The organism is Streptomyces sp. NRRL WC-3626, from assembly GCF_000718785.1.
GTDB lineage: Bacteria > Actinomycetota > Actinomycetes > Streptomycetales > Streptomycetaceae > Streptomyces > Streptomyces edwardsiae.
Genome location: NZ_JOCA01000006.1, coordinates 454,512 through 471,453, shown reverse-complemented (window position 1 = coordinate 471,453; position 16,942 = coordinate 454,512). Strand labels below are relative to the sequence as shown.

Below are 16,942 nucleotides of genomic sequence, written 5' to 3'. Positions count from 1 at the left end.
GAGCAGGCTAACAACCCGGTCGGGAACCGCGACAGGCCGCTTGACCTTCACCTTCGGTGAAGCCTCAGCATCGGTGGCGGAACGCGGAAGGGAGCGGGAGATGGACATGCTGACGATCGGCGCCTTCGCGAAGGCGTGCCGGCTGTCGCCGAAGGCACTGCGTCTGTACGACGAGCTGGACCTGCTGCGCCCCGCCCGGGTGGACCCGCACACGGGGTACCGCTACTACGCGGCGGAGCAGTTGGAGCGGGCCCGGCTGGTGGCGTGGCTGCGGCGGGTGGGCATGCCGCTGGCCGGCATCCGCCGGGTGTGCTCCCTCGACGCCGCCGCGGCCGCCGTGGAGATCCGGGCGTACTGGGCCCGGGTGGAGGCGGAGACGGCGCTTCGTCGGGACCTCGCCGCGTTCCTTGTCGATCACCTCACGGAAGAACCGGGAAGGGACACCACCATGAACACGCTGGAGCTGCGTTACTGCGCCCACTCCGACCGGGGCCGCGTCCGCCCCGCCAACCAGGACACGGCGTACGCGGGCGGGCGGCTGCTGGCCGTGGCCGACGGGTTCGGTCCGGCGGGCGCGCCGGCGAGCAGCGCGGCGGTGGAGGCGCTGCGGTTCCTGGACACGCGGGAGATACCGGCGGGCGGGGTGCTCAATGTGCTGGAGGAGGCGGTGCAGGGGGCGACGCGGGCGGTACGGGACGCGGCGGGCGGGGCGGAGGAGGCGGGCACCACGCTGACCGCCCTGCTCTGGACGGGCTCCCGGCTGGCGCTGGTGCACATCGGGGACTCCCGCGCGTATCTGCTGCGCGACGGCGAGCTGTTCCGCATCACGCACGACCACACGGTGGTCCAGTCGATGCTCGACGAGGGCCGGCTGACCCCCGAGGAGGCGGCCTCGCACCCCGAGCGCACCCTGCTGCTGAAGGCGCTGACCGGCACCGCGGCCACGACGTCCGCCCCCGACCTCCGCCTGCACGACGCCCACCCGGGCGACCGCTATCTGCTCTGCTCCGACGGCCTGCCGGCCGTCGTCGACGACGGCACGATCAAGGAGGTCCTCACCGTCTCACCGACCCCGGACGAGGCGGTCCTCGCCCTGATCGCCGCGGCGAACGAGGCCGGCGGCCCGGACAACATCGCCTGTGTGACGGCGGACGTCGTAAAGGCGGCGGCCTGACGGGTCAGCGGTCCGCCTCCGGGTCCCAGTCCAGGAGGCGGACCTTGGCGACCGTACGGACATGGCGGCGCATCGCGGTGGCCGCCTGACGCGGGAGACCGTCGGCGATGGCGTCGAGGATGGCCTGATGCTGGGCCAGGGAGCGGTGCGGGCGGCCGGGCTGGCGCAGGGACTCGGTGCGGCTCTCGGCGATCTGCTCGGCGATGGAGCGCATGAACTCCGCGAGCAGACCGCTGTGGGCGGCCGCCGTCACCGCCGCGTGGAACAGCCGGTCGCCCTCCACTCCCCCGCCACCCGCCTCGATCTCCTCGGCCATGTGGGCGAGCGCCGACCGCATCGCCGCGAGGTCGTCGTCGGTGCGGCGTTCGGCGGCCAGTTCGGCGAGCTTCGTCTCCAGCGCCTCCCGCGCCTCCAGTACGTCGGGCAGGCGCCGGCGGCGTTCCACCATCCGCTCGACCGGCTCGACGTCGAGGCTGTCCCGTACGAGGTAGGTGCCGCCCCCGTGGCGGGCCTCCACCAGGCCCTGGACCTCCAGGACCACGATCGCCTGCTTGACCGAGGCGCGGCTGACACCGAGCCGCTGGGCCAGGTCCCGCTCGGGCGGGAGACGGTCACCGGATCGCAGGCCGCCCTCGGTGACGTACTGGCGCAAGCGGTCCAGCACCTGTTCGTACAGGCGCTGTTTCGTCATGGGGCGCAGGGCGTCGGTCACGAAGGTCCCCCTCTCGTCGGGAGACTAGCACCGGCGCCCGCACGGTGGACGAGTGGCTGAGCCAATTCCTGTGCGACCCCTTGACGGCTCCCGTCCGGGGCCGCACGCTGTCCGACCAAACGGACCACGCCACTCCAGTGGACAAGTGGTTCAGCCACTCAGCCACTCGGGAGCCCTCGCATGTCCCCCGAACTCATCTCGATCCTCGTCCTGGCGGTGGTGTTCGTCATCGCCACCACCCGCTCCGTCAACATGGGCGCGCTGGCCTTCGCCGCCGCCTTCGGGGTCGGCACCCTCGTCGCCGACCTCGACGCGGACGGCGTCTTCGCCGGATTCCCCGGCGATCTCTTCGTCGTCCTGGTCGGCGTCACGTATCTGTTCGCCATCGCCCGCGCCAACGGCACCACCGACTGGCTGGTGCACGCGGCCGTACGGCTGGTGCGGGGGCGGGTCGCGCTGATCCCCTGGGTGATGTTCGCCCTCACCGGCGCGCTCACCGCGATCGGCGCGGTCAGCCCCGCGGCGGTCGCGATCGTCGCGCCGATCGCGCTGAGCTTCGCCGCCCGGTACCGCATCAGCCCGCTGCTGATGGGGGCGATGGTGGTGCACGGCGCCCAGGCCGGCGGCTTCTCCCCGATCAGCATCTACGGCTCGATCGTCAACGGCATCGTCGAGCGGGAGAAGCTCCCGGGCAGCGAGATCACGCTGTTCCTCGGCTCGCTGCTGGTGAACCTCGTGATCGCGGGGGTGGTGTTCGTCGTCTGCGGCGGGCTGAAGCTGTGGCGCCAGGGGGCGGTGACGGAGGACGGCGACGGGGGCGACGTCTCCGGTGCCCCGACCGGCACGACCGGCGAGGGCGTCAAGGGCGGCGAGGGCGGTGGCACCACCCGTACCGCCCCCGCCCCCACCGCCGTCACCACCCGGCCCGACGGCGTACGGCTCACCCCTCCCGTCATCGCCACCCTCGTCTCCCTGACCGCCCTCGTCGTCGCCGTCCTCGGCTTCGACCTGGACGCCGGTCTCACCGCGATCACCCTCGCGGTCGTCCTGAGCACCGCCTGGCCGGACGACAGCCGCAGGGCGGTCTCCGAGATCGCCTGGCCCACGGTCCTGCTGATCTGCGGTGTGCTGACCTATGTCGGTGTCCTGGACGAGATGGGCACCATCACCTGGGCCGGTGAGGGCGTCGGCGGCATCGGGGTCCCGCTGCTCGCGGCGGTGCTGCTCTGCTACATCGGCGGGATCGTGTCCGCGTTCGCCTCCTCCGTCGGCATCATGGGCGCGCTGATCCCGCTGGCGGTGCCGTTCCTGGCACAGGGCGAGATCGGGGCGGTGGGCATGGTGACCGCGCTGGCGGTGTCCGCGACGGTGGTGGACGTGAGCCCGTTCTCCACGAACGGCGCACTGGTGCTGGCCGCCGCGCCGGACGTCGACCGCGAGCGCTTCTTCCGGCAGCTGATGGCGTACGGCGGGATCGTGGTCGCGACGGTGCCGGCGGTGGTGTGGCTGGTGATGGTCGTGCCCGGGTGGGGGTAGGTCCCGGGCGGGACGAGTACCTGGCAGCCTGGCAAGCACGACGGATGGTTAAGGAGTACGACGCGTGTCCTCTCTCTTCCCGGCCCTGACCGACGGCCCTGCCGCCGACCGGCCCGCCCTGCGCTTCGGCGAGCGCTCACTGACGTACGGGGAGCTCGCCCCGGCGGCCGGAGCGGTGGCCGGGGAACTGAAGGGGGCGCGCCGGGTCGCGGTGTGGGCCGCGCCGGCGCTGGAGACGGCGGTGGCGGTCACGGCGGCGCTGGTCGCCGGGGTGACCGTCGTACCGCTCAACCCGAAGTCGGGCGGGCAAGAACTCGGCCACATCCTGACCGACAGCGCCCCGGACCTGGTGCTCACCGCGCCCGGCTCACAACTCCCCGGCCCGCTTGCCGGGTTGCCCCGCCTCGACGTGGACCCGGCGGCCCGCGGCGCGCTCCCGGACGACCGCGCGCGCGGCCCGGAGGACCCCGCGCTGATCGTCTACACCTCCGGTACGACCGGACCGCCCAAGGGCGCCGTCATCCCGCGCCGTGCGATCGCCTCCACCCTGGACGCCCTCGCCGACGCCTGGGGGTGGACCGGCGACGACGTGCTGGTGCACGGGCTGCCGCTGTTCCACGTGCACGGTCTCGTGCTCGGCACGCTCGGCCCGCTGCGGCGCGGCGGCTCCGTCCGGCACCTGGGCAGGCTCACCACGGAGGGTGTGGCGCGCGAGCTGAACGGCGGCGCGACCATGCTGTTCGGGGTGCCGACGATGTACCACCGCCTCGCGGAGGCCCTGCCCGCCGAACCCGAACTGGTGAGGGCGCTGGCCGGGGCGCGCCTGCTGGTGTCCGGCTCCGCCGCCCTCCCGGTGCACGACCACGAGCGGATCGGGGCGGCGACCGGACGCCGGGTCATCGAGCGGTACGGCATGACGGAGACGCTGATGCTGTGCTCGTCCCGGTGGACACCCCCGGACCCACGGTCCGGCGTCCGCGCGGACGGCGAGGCCCGTCCGGGCACGGTGGGGGTGCCGCTGCCGGGGGTGGAGCTGCGGCTGGTGGAGGAGGACGGGTCGCCGGTGACGTCGTACGACGGCGAGACGGTCGGTGAGATCCAGGTGCGCGGGCCGAACCTGTTCACGGAGTACCTCAACCGGCCGGACGCCACGGCCTCCGCGTTCACCGCCGACGGCTGGTTCCGCACCGGGGACATGGCGGTGCGGGACGCCGACGGCTGTGTCCGGATCGTCGGCCGCAAGGCCACCGACCTGATCAAGAGCGGCGGGTACAAGATCGGGGCGGGGGAGATCGAGAACGCGCTGCTGGAGCATCCGGGGGTGCGGGAGGCCGCGGTCACCGGGGAGCCGGACGCCGATCTGGGCGAGCGGATCGTGGCGTGGGTGGTGCCGGCGGATCCGCAGTCACCGCCCGGTCTGGAGGAGCTGGCCGGGCACGTCGCCGGGCGGCTCGCCCCGCACAAGCGGCCGCGCGTGCTGCACCATCTGGACGCGCTGCCCCGCAACGACATGGGCAAGATCATGAAGCGGGCGCTGGGACATGGCTGACCGGCTGTCCGCGCGGGAGGTCGTCGCCCTCCTCGCGGACCCCGGCACCTTCACCGAACTCCCGTACCCGTCACGGGAGTCCGCCCCCGACGGCCCGCTCGGCTGGCCGGGTTACGGCGCCGCCCACGCCCGCGCCGCCGAGCGCACCGGGGAGCGGGAGTCGGTGATCTGCGGCACCGCGTGCGTCGGGGGGACACGGGCCGTGCTCGTCGTGTTCGAGTTCGGGTTCCTCGGCGGCTCGCTCGGCGAACGCACCGGCGACCGGCTGGAGGCGGCGTACGCGCATGCGCGGGTGCACCGGCTGCCGGTGGTGCCGCTGGTCGCCACGGGCGGGAGCAGGATGCAGGAGGGCATGCTCGCGCTCACCCAACTCCAGCGGGTGGCCCGCGAGTCGGCGCTCACCCGCCGGGCCGGACTGGCGCAGGTCGCGGTGGTGCGCGACCCGACGACCGGGGGCGGCTGGGCCACCCTGGGCGCGGGCGCCGACATCGTCCTCGCCCTGCCCGGCGCGCAGGTAGGTTTCGCCGGCTCCCGGGTCCGTCCGGCGGACGCGGACCCGGCGGCGTACACGGCCGAGGCGCAGGTGGCGGCGGGCGCGGCGGACGCGCTGGTGCGGCCGGAGGAGCTGCGGGAGACACTGGGCCGCTGGCTGCGGCTGCTGACCCGCCCGTCCACGGCCCCGGTCCCGCCACCGCCCGCGCTGGGCAGGGCGGACCTCCCGGCCACCGGCCGGGACGCGGTCCGCCGCGCCCGCGCACCCGAACGGCCGCGCGCCGGGGCCTACTTGGACGCGTTTCTCACCTCCCGCCTCAGCATCTCCGGCGACCGCCGCGGCGGCACGGATCCCGACGGCATGCTGTGCGGCTTCGGCGAGCACGAGGGCCGTACGGTCGCCTACGCGGCGCAGACCGGGGCGGCCACCCGTCCCGCCGGGTACCGCACCGCTGCCCGGCTGATCCGGCTCGCGGACCGGCTGGGCATCCCGGTGCTGACGCTGGTGGACACCCCGGGCGCGGCGAACGACGCGGAGGCGGAACGCCAGGGCGCGGGCGCCGCCATCGCCGACCTGTTCACCGCGGTGGCCGAGGCCCGCACACCGCTCACCACACTGGTCATCGGCGAGGGCGGCTCCGGCGGCGCCCTCGCCCTGGCGGCCCCCGGCAACACCTGGGCCACCCCCGACAGCTACTTCTCGGTGATCGCCCCGGAACTCGCCGCGGCCATCCTGAAACGACCCGCGGAGGAGGTGGAAAGCACGGCGGACCGGCTCCGCGTCCGCCCACAGGATCTGGTGGAGCTGGGGGTGGTCCGGGGAGTGGCGGGAGCGGCGGTCCGCACGGAGGAGCAACCGGCCGACTGACCTCGTGACACGGCAACCACCGCGCGTAGCATAGGAGTTCACCACAGTCGCACACCACGGGGGGCGTCGCGCCATGGACGGATTGATGCAGTTCACGACCGAAAGCGGCGCGATGGTCGTGGTGGAGGGGGTGCAGGACGCGTCCGGGGCCCGGCTCGTCTCGCGCGGCAACGGCCCGGCGCAGGCGGCGCGCACCTTCGAGGGCTCCCTGGAGGGCGTACGGGCGGCGGCCGAGTCCGCGCTGCGGGTGTTCCGCGACGGCTCCCTCAGACCGGACGCGGTGGAACTGGAGTTCGGAGTGAAACTGACCGCGGAAGCCGGTGCCGTCATCGCCAAGGGCTCGGCGGAGGGGCATCTGGTCGTCAAGCTGAGCTGGGTGCCCGAGCCGGACCACGAGGTCGCCGGCCGTCGATGAGCAGCGCTGCCTGGCACACCCGGATCGAGTGCGGGAACGCGGTCGGCGCGGGCTTCCTCGTCTCGGCGCGTCAGGTACTCACCTGCGCCCACGTCGTAGCGGGGAGCGGCACGTCGGCGGTGTCCGTGAGCTTTCCCAACCGCGCCGAACTGGGCGTGGTCGCCGCGACGGTGGCGGTCCACGGCGGCTGGCGCGGCGGCGGCACCGACCCCGGCGACGTGGCCGTACTGGAGCTGGAGCGGGAGGTGCCGCTCGCCCCGGCCGTCTTCGCGTCGCCCGGCGCGGAGCGCGACATCCCCTCGCCCGAGCTGGTCGCGTACGGCTTCCCCCGGGGCTACGACGAGGGCGCCCTCGCGCTGTACCGAGCGGTGCCCGGCCCCCTGATCGCCGGCGAATGGGTGCAGTTGGAGGCGGCCTCCGGGCACGGACAGCCGCTGGCCGACGGATTCAGCGGGGCGGCGGTGACGCTGGCCGACGGTGCCGTGGTCGGCATGGTCACGGCCGTCGCGGGTGGCCGGGACGTACGCGCGGGCCGCATGCTGCCCACCGAGGTCATGGCCCGTTACTGGAGCGGTCTGGGCGAGCTGGTGCCGACCCCGGGCCACACCCCGGACGAGCTGAGGGAGCTGTACGGCCTCGTGCGGCGGGCCGAGCAAAACGGGCGGACGCTCGACCACGACCGGCTGTACGTCGACGCCGTGGGTGCCTTCGGCCCCGCCCTGCCGAAGGGCGGGTTCGGCTCCCTGGCGTCGGCGGCGGCGTACGTGCAGTGGGAGGTGTCCGCGCCGGAGGCGCTCTCCCGGTTCACCGCGCGAGTGCGGGAGCTGCTGGACGGCCCCGGCGAGCGGGGCGGCCCGGGTGACGCGGCCCCGGACGGATCGCCCGGACGGCCCGTCGCCTGGTCGCCCATCGTCGTGGACATCGAGCACAGCGGGGCCGGCCCCGACCAGGTCACCGTCGAGGTGTCCGCGTACCGCGACGGACGGCGCCGCCCCGTGGGCGCCCGCCGGCTGCCGTGGTCCGGGGTGCGGGCCTATGTGCAGGAGCACATCGACGAGGCCGTCACGCAGCTCGCCCCCGGAGCCGACGAGCTGCTCACCTTCGTCCTGCCGCGCGGCCGACTGAACGAACCGGTGGCGCGCTGGGAATGCGGCGCGGACGACCCTACTCCGCTCGGCTGCGCCTACCCGCTGGTGGTGACGGACCACATCCGCCACCGCGGTGGCCGGCTGCGCCACCAGCTCCACAAGAAGTGGCGGAAGCTGGACGGGGGTGCGGCGGCGGCCGTGCACCGCATCGGGTGCGGCACGCCGGAACGGCCGCAGAGTCTGCGCAAGCGGCTGTGGGACGACGGCGCGGACCTGATCGGCTTCGCCGCGTCCCCCGCGGCCGCACGACAGCACTTCGAGGTCGGCCTGACCGTCCCCGTTCCCGTACTGCTGTGGTCCCGCACGGGCTGCCCGGAGGCCGGCCACGAGGGCCCCTGCTCGGGCGAGGCGTTCCTCGACGAGCTCACCGAGTCCGTCGCCGGTGTCCCGCCCGCCGATCTTCCGCACCACGTCCTGTCGTTACGCCTGACCGCGGACGCCGCCGACGAGGCGGACCGGCACTGGGCGAGGGACGTACAGCTGCTGTGGGACGACCCGCGCTGCTTCCCCGAGACCGCCGCGCCCCTGCACTCCCCCGTCGCCTGATCCGCCCGCCGAGCCCCACGGAGAAGAGCCCATGCCCCTGTGGCCCGTCTACACCGGCACCGAGGAGCCGCACGACGGCATCACCCGGTTGCCGCCGCCCCCGCCCTGGCGGGCCTTCGACGGCCGTCCCGCGCTCGACCCGCCCGACGAGGACGCCGACGCCGCCGCCGTCTCCCCCGACCGCAGTCACCGCGCGGCGACCTACCGGGCGACGCCGCGGACGGTCCAGCTGGTCAACGCGGCCCTGTATCTGCGCCGCCCGCTGCTGGTCACCGGCCCGCCCGGCACCGGCAAATCCTCGCTCGCCTACGCGGTCGCCCGCGAGCTGCGCCTCGGCCCGGTGCTGCGCTGGAACATCACCAGCCGCAGCACGCTGCACGACGGCCTCTACCAATACGACCCGCTCTCCCGTCTGTACGCGGCACGGCGGACGGCCCAACTCCCCGCCGAGGGGCCCGAGGGGGCACGCGGCGATTCCTCCGGTGAGGGAGCCGGCGACGAGTCGGGGGTGGAGAACCATCTGCGCCTCGGTCCCCTGGGCACCGCGCTCCTCCCCTACGCCCGCCCGCGCGCCCTGCTCATCGACGAGATCGACAAGAGCGACCTCGACCTGCCCAACGACCTGCTGAACGTGCTGGAGGAGGGCCAGTACGAGATTCCCGAGCTGGTGCGCACCGCCCGGCACCGCCGCCACGGGAGGGCTGAGGTGATGGTCGACGGCACCGGGGAACGGGTGCCGGTCGAGCACGGCCGCGTCCGCTGCCGGTCCTTCCCCTTCGTCGTCCTCACCAGCAACGGCGAACGCGAGTTCCCGCCCGCCTTTCTGCGCCGCTGTGTCACGCTCCGCCTGCGGCAGCCGGACGACCGGCAACTCGCCGACATCGTCCGCGCGCACCTCGGGGAGCCCGACGCGTACGCGCAGGGCCTGATCGAGCGCTTCCTGGCACGGGCGGGCACCGGGGACCTGGCCACGGACCAGCTCCTCAACGCGATCTACCTGGCCGGCGCCTCCGGACTCGGCGCGGAGTCCCTCGACGACCTGGCGGAGCAGTTGATGCCGTACCTGGGGCAGACCCCGTCGGCCGATGCCTTCTGACCGGTCTCCGGAGGGCTCCGGGTCTCCGGACGCCCTGGCCCGCCTGGCCGACGTACTGGCCGAGGCGGCCGGGGGCCCACGCCCGGCCCCGCGGGAACTGGCCGAACTGCTGTGGCTGGCGCGGACCATGGACCGGGAGCCCGGCACCGGCCCGCACGCGCCGGAGCCCGCCGCCCCCGCACGGCCCGCCGGGCCCTCGCCGTCGTCCGTGCCTCCCCCGCCGCCTCCGCCCGCGTCCACGCCGCCCGCTTCTCCCTCCGGGTCTTCGCGCACCCCCCTCCGTCTGCCGTCCCCGGCCCCCTCGCGCGACATGCCGGGCGAGCCCCACGCCGCCCTGTTGGCCCCGGCGCCTCCGATGCTGCGCCGCCCCCTGGCACTGCAGCGGTCCCTGCGTCCGCTCAAACGCCGGGTGGACGCACCCGTGGGCAGGGAACTGGACGAGAGGGCGACCGCCGACCGCATCGCCCGTCTCGGCGCCGCTCCCGACTGGTGGCTGCCCGTCATGCGGCCCGCCCGGGAACGCTGGCTGCGGCTGAACCTGGTGCACGACACCGGCCCGACGATGCCGGTGTGGCGCCCGCTGATCCGCGAACTGCACACCGCACTCGCCCAGTCGGGCATCTTCCGCACGGTGGGCACGCTCTCCGTCGGCCCCGACGGCACGGTGCGCGGCCCCGGCGCGCACGCCCCGTCCGACGGCCGCTGCGTCACCCTGGTGATCAGCGACTGCATGGGCCCGCAGTGGCGCCCGGGCCCCGGCGGCGAGCGGTGGTACGGCGTCCTCCGCCGCTGGGCCCACCGCATGCCCCTGGCCATCGTCCAGCCGCTCCCGGAACACCTGTGGCGGGACACCGCCCTGCCCACCGTCCCGGGCCGGCTTTCGGCCCCGCGCCCCGCCGCGCCCTCCGCCACGCTCACGTTCGCGCCCTACGACACCCCCGGCACGACGGTGCGGCCCGCACCGGACGAGACGCTGCCGCTGCCCGTGCTGGAACCGGCTCCGGGCTGGCTGGCGAACTGGGCACGGCTGATCGCCGCCCCGGGCGGCACGGAGGTCCCGGCGGCAGTGGCCGACCTGTGCCCGCCCTTCCCGGAGGACGTCGACGGCCGCACGGACCTGGGCCGCCTTCCCCCGGAGGAGCTGGTCCTCCGCTTCCGCGGCAGCGCCTCCCCCGAGGCCTTCCGCCTGGCCGGTCATCTGGCCCTGAGCCGTCCCGATCTGCCGGTCATGCGTCTGGTACAGGCCGCCACCGACCCGGACCCGCGCCCCCAGCACCTCGCCGAGGTGATCCTCAGCGGCATGCTCACCACCGTCCCCGGGCCACCCGGTTCCTACACCTTCCGTCCCGGCGTACGGGAGCTCCTGCTGCGCGGCCTGCCCCGCTCGGCCCGGCACGACACCAGCGCCCTGCTGCACCGCGTCGGCGCCCTGATCGACGACCGGGCGGGCCGGGCACCGGGAGACTTCCGGGCGTCGGTACCGGCCCGGTCCGGCACCGGGACCGCCGTGGGCGGCGAGGAGATCGCGTCGGTCAGCGCGGACAGCGCACGGCGGCTGACGGGCGGGGACGTGGCGGCGTCGCCGCCCGGCTCCGAAGGGCCCCCGCGGGTGGTGGGCGGCCGGTACCGGCTGGTGCGACGGATCACACCGACCGGGACGGTGTGGCAGGCCGAGGACACGGAGGAGGGCAGGACGGTGGTCCTGCGGCTGCACGGCAGGACCACCGACCCCATGTGGCGTGGGGCGTTCCGGCGTGACGCCCGCCTGCTGGCCGGGCTCGGCCACCCGAACGTGGTGCGGGTCCACGCGGCCGGCTTCGACGGCGACATTCCGTACGTCGTCATGGAGCACCTGGACGGCGTGGCCCTCAACTCCCTCGCCGCACCCAACGGTTACCGCCTGCCCGCTCCCCTGCTGGTGTCGGTCGGCGCCCAGCTCGCGCACGCCCTCACAGCGATGCACGCGGCGGGCCTGACGCACGGCGGGCTCGGTCTGTCCCGGGTGGTGCTGCTGCCCGACGGAACGGTGCGGCTCAGCCTCTTCGAACCCGGCCGGACCTCGGGCCCGGCGGGACGGTCGGAGGACCTGAGGGCCCTGTGCGAGATGCTGCTGATGCTGGCGTGGGGGACCGCGCGGCTGACGGTTCCCCTCGATCCGCGCAACCTCGGCCATCTCCCGCAGGACCTGCGGGAGAAGTACGCGCGCGCACTCGAACTGCTGATGTCCCCCTCCGCCGAGGCACAGACCCGGGGCCGGGACCTGCTCCTCGACCCGGAACTGCCGCGCCTCGCCGAAGCGACGTACGAGGAACGGCGCCGCTACCACGCCCTCGGCCCGTTCCGCGTCGAACTGGCCGGCCGCTTCCCCGCACTGGGACCGCACGAGCGCGCCATGCTGGCCGTGCTGCTGCTCAAGCACGGCCGTACCGTGACGCACGACGACCTCAGACGAGGCATGTGGAGCGCCCCCGACGAACCGGACAACGCCATGGCGGTCCTGGGCGTGACGGCGTCCCGGCTGCGCGACGCCCTGGGACCCGGCGTGCTGGCGACGCTCTCCCACGGCTTCGCCCTGCACACCAGCGCCGACCACGTGGACGTGGTGCACTGCGAGGACCTGGTCCGCCGGGCCGACGAGGCACGCCGACGGGACGACCTCACCGAGGCGCACACGCTGATCACCGAGGCGCTGGAACTCTGGCAAGGCGGCGAACCCCTCGCGGACGTCCCCGGCCCCGCCGCCCGGACCGCCCGCACCCGCCTGGCCCAGCTCCGTCTGAACCTCCACCGCCAACGCGCGGAACTCGCCCTGGACCTCGGGGACCCGGCGCGCGCGGCGGCGGACCTGGAGGCCCTGGTACGCGCCCACCCCTCCCGCGAGGACTTCCGCCGCCTCCACCTCATCGCCCTGCGGCGCCAGGGCCGGGCCGAGGAAGCGCTGGCGGTGTACGAGGAGTACGAGCTGGCCGGCGGCCGGCACCCGGAGCTGCTGGCCCTGGGACACGAACTGCGCGAGGAGCTCGACGGCCCGGCACGGGACGACCCCGCCTCCGGGACACCGCCCGACGAGCCGGAGTACGACCCGCTCGCCGCACCGGACGAGCTGCCCGAGGGCACGTACCCCGCCTGGGACCCGACGACGTCCTCGCCCTCGGACCCGCTCGGTGACCGGCCCGCGTACGTCTCCAGGCCCCCCGGCATCCCTCCCGAGGCACGCCCGTCAGCCTCGGAGGACGACGGGTCCGCGACACCCGCCGGACAGGATCTCGTGGACCCGTCCGATGCCCTCACCGGCTTCTTCTTCGACGTGGCGGACGGCCCCGAGCACCCCGACACCGTGGCGGCCCTGGGACGGGCGGTCACCCGGGTCCTGACGGCCGCCGGGATGCCCGCGGAGGCGTACCGGTTCCTCGAGCGGGACGAGGGCTGCACGGTCCTCGTGCAGCCGGGCGGCCCGACGGCGCCCCTGCTGCGTGCCGCGCTGCGGGGGTTCCCGGACATGCTCCGGGTGGTGGGCGGGCCCCGGCTGATCGTGACCGTCCTGCGCATGTGGGACGAAGGGCGGGCCGAACTCCCCGCCGAGGCAGCGGTCCGTGCGGCACTGGACTCGTCCGGGGCGCACGGCGTGTTCGCCCTCACACCGTCCCTCCGGCGGGAACTGGCGACGGAGCGGGAGCTCACCGAGTCGGTCCGGCCCCTCGACGGCGAGCGGACGGTGGGCTGGTACACCGCCTTCCCCCGCGACACCGCCCCGCTGCCCCCGGTGCTGGGCCCCTTCCCCCTGCCCGCCGGTCACCTCCCGCCGTCGCAGGGCTCGACGAGGACGGTCGTCTACGCGCTGCCCGGCGGAGGGCTGGGTACCAGCCGCGTCCCCGGCGCCGACCGCTACTACGAGGTCGACCTGACCGAGCACCGCACCGCGCTGGAGCTGAGGGGGCCGGAGTTGAGGCACGGCTCGGTCGCCGTGGTCCGGGGCGAGGCCGTGTGGCGGGTCTCCGATCCGGTCGCCCTGGCCGGCGGCGGCCCGCACGACGTGCGGGGCTTCCTCCGCCGTCACGTCGCGACCCGCTTGCGCGAGACGGCCGACCGTCTTCCCTCCGCCGGCCGGGCACAGCTGCGGCACGCGCTCCTGGAGCGGCTCGGAACGCACGGCGTGCCCCACTGCACCGTCCGCTGGGACCTCCTGGTCAGCGCCCTCCCCGCCGCACGCGCGTCGCGCATCGCACGGCACCCGGAGATCGGGCCCGCCGACGTGCTCATGGCCGCCGACGCCGTGATCGTCGGTTTCGACACCACGCTCACCAGGCTGTTCCACGACAGCCGGGCGGCCGAGGTGGTGCGGGACCTCGCCCGTCTCGCCGTCGAGGGGCGGGACCCCGAGGACGCGCTGTCCGGCAGACGGCCACTGGCGCCGGAGGGCCGTCCGGTGACGCCCGCGGGGGACGGCATCACCCCCGTCGAACTGCTGCGCGCGCTGACGGGCCACCCCATGGTGGAGGAAGTGCGCGCGGCCCTGGACCGCCACGAGACGAGAGCCGCCCGCACGGCCCGCCCCGAGCCCCTGTCCATCGATCTGGTACGGGCGTTGTCCGCCCGCCGCCTGCGCCTGGCCGTGGTCACCGATCACGCGGCCGGTGCGGCCGAGGCCTTCCTGAACCGGGTGGGCCTCACCCCGTATCTGGCGGGCGGCGTGCACGGCCGTTCCGCCGACCTCTCCCTGCTGATGCCCCACCCGGACGTCCTGCGCCGCGCCCTCCACCGGCTCGGCACCGTCCCGGCCCGCTGCGTGATGATCGGGTCGACCGCCGTGGAGAGCGCCGCCGCCGGGGCCGCGGGGGTGCCCTTCATCGGCTGCCGGCACACCGAGGGCGTCCTCCGCCGGTCCGGTCCGGCGAGTCTCACCGTCGAGGGTCTGCGCCCGCTGCTCGACGCGGTCCGCGCCCTGCCGCCGCGCGGTGACTCCTGACCCATCCCCGTTCGGCCGTCCGCCACCCGGCCCTCCACAAGGCGCGCCCACGCCGCCCCACCCGCACGATGCCAAAGAGGTCCGCCCCCCGGCGGACCGAACGGCCGCGAGCTCGGGAGGATCTGACGTGACCGCCAGTCTGGAGCAGCTGCGCCGCTGCCACTTCGCCGTCGACCTGGGCGCCGCCCGCACCCGGGTCTACGTCAAGGGCGCCGGACTCGTCGTCGACCAGCCGTCCACCGCCGCCGTGAACACCCGCACCGGAGCACTGATCGCGGTCGGCGAGTTCGCGGAGAAGATGACGGGCCGTACGCCGGCCTACATCCGCGTCGTACGCCCCGTCACCGGCGGCACGGTCGTCGACATCGAGATGGCGCAGCGCATGCTGCGGCAGCTGCTCGGCGACAAGTTGCGCCGCACCCTGCGCCGCAGGCCCCGGCTGCGGGCCGCCGCCTGCGTCCCGCACGACGCCGATCCGCTCGCCCGGCGCGCCGCGATCGAGACCCTGGTCGGCCTCGGGGCCCGCCGGGTGGAGCTCGTCGACACGCTCATCGCCGCCGCCGTCGGCTGCGGTCTGCCGGTGGAGCGGCCCGAGGCCACCATGATCATGGTGTGCGGTGCGGCGGCGACCCAGGTGGCCGTGCTGTCCCTCGGGGCGATCGTGACGGCGGAGCGCATCCCCGTCGGGGGTGAGGCCGTGGACCACGCGATCGTGCAGCACCTGCGCCACCAGCACGAACTGATGCTGCCGAGCCAGTCCGTACGGCCCCTGCAGCTCGCCCTGCACGGCAACGGGCTCACCCCGCAGGGCCCGGCGTCCACGGAGATCCACGGCCGGGACGTCGCCACCGGTCTGGCCCGCTCCGTACACGTCGACACGGCCGCCGTACGGCGGGCCATCCAGACGCCGCTCACCGCCGTCCTCGACGGCATCGGCAGGGTGCTGCGGGAATGCCCGCCGGACCTGGTCGCCGACCTCGTCGACCGCGGCATCATGATGGTCGGCGGCAGCGCGCTGCTGCCGGGCCTCGACCAGATGCTCCGCCAGGCGACGGGCATGCCGGTGCACATCGCGGAACGCCCGGAGCTCTGCGCCGTACAGGGGCTGGGCGAGATGCTGGAGGGCAAGATCGCCCCGATGGTCCTGGACCCGCTGCGGGCGTGAGCCGGAGGGTCAGCGGGAGAACCAGCATCTGATCGTCGTACCGTCGTCCCCCGTGTGCACGCGCACCAGGTCGGCGATCAGATGGACCATCAGCAGTCCGCGACCGCCCCGCTGGTCCCGGCTCGCGGGGCGGCGTCCGGCGAGGGGGTCGGTCATCCGGCCCCCGTCGCGCACCTCGCACAGCACATGGCCGCCCTCGGCCCACACCCGCAGCACCCCCGAACCGCCGCCGTGCAGCACGCTGTTCGTGGTCAGCTCGGCGGTGGCGAGGGCGAGGTCCTCGAGGGTGACGCCGGTGAGGCCGAGCCGCCGGCCCTCGTCGGAGGCGGCGTGCCGTGCCGTGGGCAGCGACTCGGCGGCGAAGGGGAAGGTCATCGCGTCGGCGACGAGCGGCAGCGGCTCGTTGTACCGGGCGACGGCCGCGTCGGGGTCGTACGACCGCGGCCGGGGCCCGGCGGGGATGACGGTGGGGTGGGTGGCGTACGCGTCGGCCAGTACGTACGCGGGCAGCCGTGCGGCGTCGTACGGGCACAGGATCGTCACCGCGCGGTCCCGGAAGGCGGCGTTGATCAGCGCCTCGTGCTGGACGCAGGCGGGGTACTCGGCGGCGGAGCGGCCGGCCCAGACGGGTTCGCCGATGATCCGCACCCGCCGCCCCGACGCCACGGTGTCGGCGAAGGCGCGCAGCACCCCGGGGATGATCCGGCCGGGGTTGCGTCCGGCCTCGCGCATGTCGAGGAGGCGGACGGTGTCCGCGTCGGCGCCGAGGGCGTCCCGGACCAGCCGCAGCCGCTCACCGGGCACGGCGACCGCCACGGCCTCGCCGGCCGCGAGCCCCTCGCGCACGAAGGGCACGGTGGCGTCCAGGTACTCCCGCTCGTCCCGGTAGAAGAGGGCGGGGTGGACGAAGGGACCGGGGAGCACATCCATGTGTTCGGCCGCGGCACTCATGACATCGACACCTCGATCGTCGACAGGCCGGGCCAGAACGTCTCCAGCACCCGGCACAGCGCGGACGGCGGCCGGCGCACGACGAACCGGCGGCCCTCCCCGAGCCGCCCGGCGGCCGCCGCGAGCGCTCCGGCGCCCGCGACGTCGACGAACGTCACCTCGGACAGTTCCAGCTGGTACACGGCCTCACCCTCGCGCACGGCCTGCTCCAGCACGCGCTCCCAGATCGTATGCGTGGCCAGACCGATCTCCCCGGCCGCGCGGACACCCCGGCCGCTCTTGAGCGGGCGCACCGTCAGCGACGGCGTCCGGCGATCGTCCACG

The 16,942-nt window shown here is 75.0% G+C and carries 12 protein-coding genes; 9 read left to right on the top strand and 3 right to left on the bottom strand.

Going from position 1 to position 16,942, the window contains the following annotated elements:
* The first annotated feature begins 100 nt into the window (after nt 1–100).
* The gene (locus IF28_RS0112705; RefSeq protein WP_030218143.1) at nt 101–1,174 is read left to right on the top strand and encodes a MerR family transcriptional regulator; all 1,074 of its coding nucleotides are present in this window, start codon (nt 101–103) and stop codon (nt 1,172–1,174) included.
* Nucleotides 1,175–1,178: 4 nt separating this feature from the next.
* On the opposite strand, the gene IF28_RS0112700 is transcribed toward IF28_RS0112705, so the two are convergent.
* Complete coding sequence (locus IF28_RS0112700; protein ID WP_030218140.1) at nt 1,179–1,886, bottom strand: FadR/GntR family transcriptional regulator; 708 nt, start codon at nt 1,884–1,886, stop codon at nt 1,179–1,181.
* A 180-nt stretch (nt 1,887–2,066) separates the two neighbouring features.
* Between IF28_RS0112700 and IF28_RS0112695 the strand changes: the two genes are divergently transcribed.
* From IF28_RS0112695 to IF28_RS0112660, 8 genes are all read left to right on the top strand, one after another.
* Nucleotides 2,067–3,422, top strand: a complete 1,356-nt coding sequence (locus IF28_RS0112695; protein ID WP_030218137.1) for an SLC13 family permease — start codon at nt 2,067–2,069, stop codon at nt 3,420–3,422.
* Nucleotides 3,423–3,486: 64 nt separating this feature from the next.
* Nucleotides 3,487–4,971 (top strand): acyl-CoA synthetase, encoded by a 1,485-nt coding sequence (locus tag IF28_RS0112690; RefSeq protein WP_030218134.1) that lies wholly within the window; start codon nt 3,487–3,489, stop codon nt 4,969–4,971.
* A complete protein-coding gene (locus tag IF28_RS0112685; protein ID WP_037893060.1) occupies nt 4,964–6,331 on the top strand; it encodes a carboxyl transferase domain-containing protein in 1,368 nt (455 codons plus the stop codon). Before IF28_RS0112690 ends, IF28_RS0112685 begins: the two co-directional genes overlap by 8 nt.
* 73 nt (nt 6,332–6,404) lie before the next feature.
* Entirely contained in the window at nt 6,405–6,746 is a 342-nt protein-coding gene (locus tag IF28_RS0112680) for a CU044_2847 family protein (protein ID WP_037893058.1), read from the top strand.
* Entirely contained in the window at nt 6,743–8,440 is a 1,698-nt protein-coding gene (locus IF28_RS0112675) for a trypsin-like peptidase domain-containing protein (RefSeq protein WP_030218128.1), read from the top strand. Before IF28_RS0112680 ends, IF28_RS0112675 begins: the two co-directional genes overlap by 4 nt.
* Before the next feature lie 31 nt (nt 8,441–8,471).
* Entirely contained in the window at nt 8,472–9,536 is a 1,065-nt protein-coding gene (locus IF28_RS0112670) for an AAA family ATPase (RefSeq protein ID WP_030218126.1), read from the top strand.
* Nucleotides 9,526–14,502 carry an SAV_2336 N-terminal domain-related protein gene (locus tag IF28_RS37035; RefSeq protein ID WP_078621095.1) on the top strand — a complete coding sequence of 1,659 codons (4,977 nt, stop codon included), beginning with the start codon at nt 9,526–9,528 and terminating at the stop codon, nt 14,500–14,502. Before IF28_RS0112670 ends, IF28_RS37035 begins: the two co-directional genes overlap by 11 nt.
* 127 nt (nt 14,503–14,629) lie before the next feature.
* Nucleotides 14,630–15,667: a rod shape-determining protein gene (locus tag IF28_RS0112660; RefSeq protein ID WP_030218121.1), complete on the top strand. Its 1,038-nt coding sequence runs from the start codon at nt 14,630–14,632 to the stop codon at nt 15,665–15,667.
* A gap of 9 nt (nt 15,668–15,676) precedes the next feature.
* On the opposite strand, the gene IF28_RS0112655 is transcribed toward IF28_RS0112660, so the two are convergent.
* Both IF28_RS0112655 and IF28_RS0112650 read right to left on the bottom strand, forming a co-directional pair.
* Complete coding sequence (locus tag IF28_RS0112655) at nt 15,677–16,618, bottom strand: sensor histidine kinase (protein WP_030218118.1); 942 nt, start codon at nt 16,616–16,618, stop codon at nt 15,677–15,679.
* The gene (locus IF28_RS0112650; RefSeq protein ID WP_234325118.1) at nt 16,615–16,941 is read right to left on the bottom strand and encodes an STAS domain-containing protein; all 327 of its coding nucleotides are present in this window, start codon (nt 16,939–16,941) and stop codon (nt 16,615–16,617) included. Before IF28_RS0112650 ends, IF28_RS0112655 begins: the two co-directional genes overlap by 4 nt.
* Nucleotide 16,942: the final 1 nt, after the last annotated feature.

Bases quoted from the DNA above. Each gene is read 5' to 3' on its own strand.
- IF28_RS0112705 (WP_030218143.1), top strand. From the start codon at position 101: ATGGACATGCTGACGATCGGCGCCTTCGCGAAGGCGTGCCGGCTGTCG.
- IF28_RS0112695 (WP_030218137.1), top strand. From the start codon at position 2,067: ATGTCCCCCGAACTCATCTCGATCCTCGTCCTGGCGGTGGTGTTCGTC.
- IF28_RS0112685 (WP_037893060.1), top strand. From the start codon at position 4,964: ATGGCTGACCGGCTGTCCGCGCGGGAGGTCGTCGCCCTCCTCGCGGAC.
- IF28_RS0112680 (WP_037893058.1), top strand. From the start codon at position 6,405: ATGGACGGATTGATGCAGTTCACGACCGAAAGCGGCGCGATGGTCGTG.
- IF28_RS0112675 (WP_030218128.1), top strand. From the start codon at position 6,743: ATGAGCAGCGCTGCCTGGCACACCCGGATCGAGTGCGGGAACGCGGTC.
- IF28_RS0112670 (WP_030218126.1), top strand. From the start codon at position 8,472: ATGCCCCTGTGGCCCGTCTACACCGGCACCGAGGAGCCGCACGACGGC.
- IF28_RS37035 (WP_078621095.1), top strand. From the start codon at position 9,526: ATGCCTTCTGACCGGTCTCCGGAGGGCTCCGGGTCTCCGGACGCCCTG.
- IF28_RS0112655 (WP_030218118.1), bottom strand. From the start codon at position 16,618: ATGAGTGCCGCGGCCGAACACATGGATGTGCTCCCCGGTCCCTTCGTC.